Source organism: Tepidibacter formicigenes DSM 15518 (assembly GCF_900142235.1).
Taxonomy (GTDB): domain Bacteria; phylum Bacillota; class Clostridia; order Peptostreptococcales; family Peptostreptococcaceae; genus Tepidibacter; species Tepidibacter formicigenes.
This window is the reverse complement of sequence record NZ_FRAE01000107.1, coordinates 1-4,900: the sequence shown is the minus strand read 5'-3', so window position 1 is coordinate 4,900 and position 4,900 is coordinate 1. Positions and strand designations below refer to the sequence as shown.

Genomic DNA, 4,900 nt, shown 5'->3' with positions numbered 1-4,900 from the left:
GATTCATCCCATGATGAATTAGATAAAAATCTTGTAATACTAGTTCTATGTTTAGATGATAAAAATTTAGAAACATCATTGATTTTACCTGTATAACCACTCATAAACATTGATTTCACTATATTTTGCATATGTTTTATTTGTGGTTTTGTAAGATATAAGTCATATTTTAGTTCTTTTAAAAATTTGTCTAATGTTAATTCATTTGTTATAATTAAGTTCTGAAACATTTATGCAACACCACCTGTTATGTTTTTGTGTAGGAACTTAATTATAACAAGGTTTTGCATAAATGTTTTTTATTTTATTGTAATGGAAAATTATTGAAGTGTTTTTGCACTTTCATAGATAAATAAACTTATTTTCCATTTTTTATGTTACTAAGATTACTTTATCATATATTTAGGAACTATATAGGTAATAAATTTAAGATTCATATATTTTTTTATTCAATACATTTAGTATCTTCTAAAAACAATAAAAGCAGATGCCACCCACACCTGCTTTTCTTATTCTTACATAATCGTTAATCACATTTTTCATTTATACTCACATTATAATTCTTTTAATTATTTTATTCACTATAAAACTTCATATATGTTTTTAAGCTTTCCTATCTCTTCCTTTATTTCTTTTCTTAATTTTTCTGGCTTTAAAACCTCTACACAACTTCCCATGCTGAGTATCCATGTTGTAAGTTCTGGATTTAAACCTATTTTTGCCTCAAATATAATAGAATTATCTTCATTAAATGTGATTTTTTGATTATCTGCCCAAATTCTTTCGCTTACTAAAATCGCCATGGGCATTTTTATTTTTAGTTTTATATCACATTCTTCACTGTTAAATATACTGCTTTTTCCTATATAATCTTTAATATTAAAATCAGAAGGCATGTCAAAATTTTCTTTAATTATTTCATATTCTTTCATTCTGGATAATTTAAAATCTCTTATTTCATTTCTTAATTCACAATACCCAATACAGTAATAGAAACCTTTGTACATAAATAAAGCATATGGTCTGATTATTCTTTCTTGTAATCCTGATTTAAGAGAAAAATAGTTTATTTTCAATTTTATTCTAGAAGTAGTGGCGTTACTTATATCTAAGTATTTTTTCTTTTCTGTCTCTAGATTTATATTTGGTCTTGAATCACTTAAAATATATTCTTTTGGATCACTTTCTTCTTTTTCTTTTACTGCAATGTTTATTTTATCTAAAGCATTTTCATATTCTTCTAACAACACAAAATTATTTTCATTTTTTAAAAATTCTTTTGCATTTAAAAGAGATGCATATTCTTCTTTTTCTAAGCCTAATTCTGGTATTATAGCTGTATCTAAAAGATAATATCCCCCATATCTTCCTGTCTCACTACATAAAGGTACTCCCGCATCCTCTATATTTTTGCTATATGTTCTTATCTGCCTTTCACTCACATTTAATTCCATTGCCAATTCTTTACTCTTCATTTTTCCTTTTCTTTTCAATAAGTTAAGCATTTTTATACAATTACTTAGTTTATTTTTATTCATTATAATCTCCTTTAAATATTAAAACCTTATTTATTTTTTATTTCTGCATTTTATTATACATATTTAGATTTGAACTCTTTTTTCTTTTCTATTAGCATAATTTAATTTTTCTTTAAAATCAAAATCAAATCCTTTTGTCACTCTTATTGCCTTTTTAGGACAAACATTTATGCATGTCTTACATAATATGCACTCTGTTGATAAAATCCTCTTATTCTCATTCTTGTAATCAATAAGTTTAATATCCATCGGACAATTTTTTTCACATAATTTACAGTCAATACATTTATCTTTTTCAATCTCTACTTTTAATAATGAAACAGTTGCTGGTATTAAGCCAAGAAAAACAAACATATATAAACCTACTAAAAGTTGAGTTATTCTTCTCCCCCATTGAGAATACTCTTTTTTTAATGAATCTCCTAGAAATGTTCCTAATGATAATGAAATTCCTATATAACCAAAATTAATAACGTAAAAAAATTTTTAGTATCAAAATATCTCCATAAACCTATACTTAAAAATATTATTATTAATATACTAGGCCACTTAAAATTTTCTTTAGTAATATTGAAGTATTTATTTTTCATGTTATCCCGCCGTTTCTTTTTTGAGTATTAATCCAGTGAATACAATTCCATATTTTGTAATTAAATTAACTTAATTTTATTACAAAAAAATACATTTATATCTAAGATATAAACGTATTTTTTAATTAAATATTACTTGTCAAAAGCAACTTCCATGGCTTCATAACTTGCTTTTATAGTATATTCTATATCTTCATCTGTATGAGCATTAGATAAAAACATCGCCTCAAATTGAGTCGGAGCAAGAAGTATTCCTCTTTTTAAAAGTTCTTTAAAGTATATATTAAACTTTTCCACATCACATTTCATAACATCTTCATAATTTTCTATAGGACCTTCTGCAAAGAAAAGACAAACAAGTGATCCTGCTCTATTTACAGTTCCTTTTACACTTAGTTTTTCTAAATTCTCTTTAAGTCCATTTTCAAGTTTTATGGCTTTTTGTTCTAATTCTTTATATATATTTTTATTTTCCTTCAATATACTTATATTTTTATACCCCATATACATAGCAAGTGGATTTCCTGATAAAGTTCCTGCTTGATATACAGGTCCTACAGGAGATACCATTTCCATTATTTCTCTCTTTCCTCCATAAGCTCCAACTGGAAGTCCTGCTCCTATTATTTTACCAAAACAAGTCATATCAGGCTCTATACCATATACTTCTTGCGCTCCGCCAAACGCCAATCTAAATCCTGTTATTACTTCATCAAATATAAGTACTGATCCATATTCTTTAGTTATTGCTCTAAGCCCTTCTAAAAATTCTTTTTTACCTGCAACTACCCCCATGTTCCCAGCTACAGGTTCAATTATAACCGCTGCTATATCATTTCCATGTTCTTTAAATATTTTTTGAACTGATTCTAAGTCATTATATCTACATACCAATGTGTCTTTTACTACATCTTCTGGAACCCCTGGACTTGTAGGTACTCCATAAGTTATAGTTCCTGATCCTGATTTAACAAGTAGTGAATCTGAGTGGCCATGGTAACATCCTTCAAATTTTAGTATTTTATTTCTCTTAGTATATGCTCTTGCAACTCTTAATGCACTCATTGTAGCTTCCGTTCCTGAATTTACCATTCTAACCATTTCAACTGCTGGATAAGCATCTACTATTAATTTTGCCATTTTAACTTCTATTTCAGTTGGTACTCCATAACTTGTCCCTTTTCTTATTATTTCTTCTACACCACTTAAAACATCTTCATTACTATGCCCTAGCATTAAAGGCCCCCAAGAACATATATAATCTATGTACTCATTTCCATCGACATCATAAATTTTAGAACCTTTAGCTTTATCTACAAATATAGGATTAAGTCCTACTGATTTAAAAGCTCTAACAGGACTATTAACCCCACCAGGTATATACTTTACAGCTTCTTGATATATATTTTCAGATTTTCTAGTATTCATATTTTCATCCCTCCACAATTATTTCTTAAACATTCTTGCTACATCTTTTGCAAAATAAGTTATTATTATATCTGCTCCTGCTCTTTTTATAGAAATAAGACTTTCCATTATTGCTTTTTCATCTAAAAGTCCATTTTTTACAGCAAGTTTTAACATTGAATATTCTCCACTTACATTATATGCTGCTACTGGTACATTAAAACTATCTTTAACCTTTCTTATAACATCTAAATATGAAAGAGCTGGCTTTACCATTACTATGTCTGCTCCTTCTTCTATATCAAGTTCCACTTCTCTTATTGCCTCATTTATATTAGCTGGATCCATTTGATATGATCTTCTATCCCCAAATGATGGAGCTGAATGTGCTGCATCTCTAAATGGTCCATAAAAACTCGAAGCGTATTTTGCACTATATGACATTATAGGTATATTAACATATCCTTCTTTATCAAGTGTATTTCTCATATGTCCTATTCTTCCATCCATCATATCAGATGGTGCTACCATATCTGCCCCTGCTTTTACATGACTTATTGCTATTTTTGATAAATATTCAAGTGTTTTATCATTATCTACATAACCATTAGGACATAGTATTCCACAGTGGCCATGGCTTGTATACTGACACATACAAATATCTGTAATTACATATATATCATTACTTATATTTTTTATTTCTCTTATAGCCTTTTGAACTATTCCTTCATCAGAGTAAGCCTGCTTGCCATATTCATCTTTTTCATTTGGAACTCCGAATAAAATTACATATTTTATACCAAGGTCTAGTAATTCATTTACTTCATCCTTTAATTTATCCACAGATAAATGATAAACATCTGGAAGAGAAGTGATTTCCTCTTTTATATTTTCTCCTTCTACAATAAATAAAGGATATACTAAATTCTCCACTTCAAGCTTTGTTTCTCTAACTAATCCCCTTATTAGTTCACTACCTCTAAGTCTTCTTGGTCTTTTTATCACTGTTATTTCCCCCTTATATCATTACTTATTAGCTCGTTGCAGAACTCTACAACTCGCATAAATACTACATTTAAATTTATAGAAATGGCTAAGTTTCCCCCATTTTGGGTATATATACATTAACTAGATGTGTATAACTCAAAATGAAAAAAGGAGGAAAAACTTATGCCAGTTCAAGCTAAACAATTAAACTTTTCTAATATTTCTTCTGATTTTGAAAAGTTTTTTAATCAAAATCAATACAATTTACTTTCTATGTTAAATCATTTTTTTGATATTAGTGATTTCATCCCACTTTCTTTTTATCAAAAATATTATTCTAATTTTGGACGTAAAAGAAATTTTTCTCTTGAATCTATG

At 27.8% G+C, this 4,900-nt stretch carries 4 protein-coding genes and 2 pseudogenes; 1 reads left to right on the top strand and 5 read right to left on the bottom strand.

What is annotated here, in order from left to right; translation table 11 throughout:
- The 5 genes and pseudogenes from BUA77_RS12715 to hemB all read right to left on the bottom strand — a co-directional run.
- A pseudogene (locus BUA77_RS12715) lies at window positions 1–230 on the bottom strand (IS701 family transposase); the annotation flags it as partial.
- Between the two features lie 351 nt (window positions 231–581).
- Entirely contained in the window at window positions 582–1,538 is a 957-nt protein-coding gene (locus BUA77_RS12710) for a helix-turn-helix transcriptional regulator (RefSeq protein ID WP_072890860.1), read from the bottom strand.
- Between the two features lie 63 nt (window positions 1,539–1,601).
- Complete coding sequence (locus tag BUA77_RS14465) at window positions 1,602–1,892, bottom strand: 4Fe-4S binding protein (RefSeq protein WP_072890857.1); 291 nt, start codon at window positions 1,890–1,892, stop codon at window positions 1,602–1,604.
- A 368-nt stretch (window positions 1,893–2,260) separates the two neighbouring features.
- Window positions 2,261–3,556 (bottom strand): glutamate-1-semialdehyde 2,1-aminomutase, encoded by a 1,296-nt coding sequence (gene hemL, locus BUA77_RS12700; protein WP_072890853.1) that lies wholly within the window; start codon window positions 3,554–3,556, stop codon window positions 2,261–2,263.
- A gap of 18 nt (window positions 3,557–3,574) precedes the next feature.
- Window positions 3,575–4,540 carry a porphobilinogen synthase gene (gene hemB, locus BUA77_RS12695; protein WP_072890850.1) on the bottom strand — a complete coding sequence of 322 codons (966 nt, stop codon included), beginning with the start codon at window positions 4,538–4,540 and terminating at the stop codon, window positions 3,575–3,577.
- Between the two features lie 165 nt (window positions 4,541–4,705).
- On the opposite strand from hemB, the pseudogene BUA77_RS12690 reads away from it, so the two are divergent.
- Window positions 4,706–4,900, top strand: a pseudogene (locus tag BUA77_RS12690) (ISNCY family transposase); the annotation flags it as partial.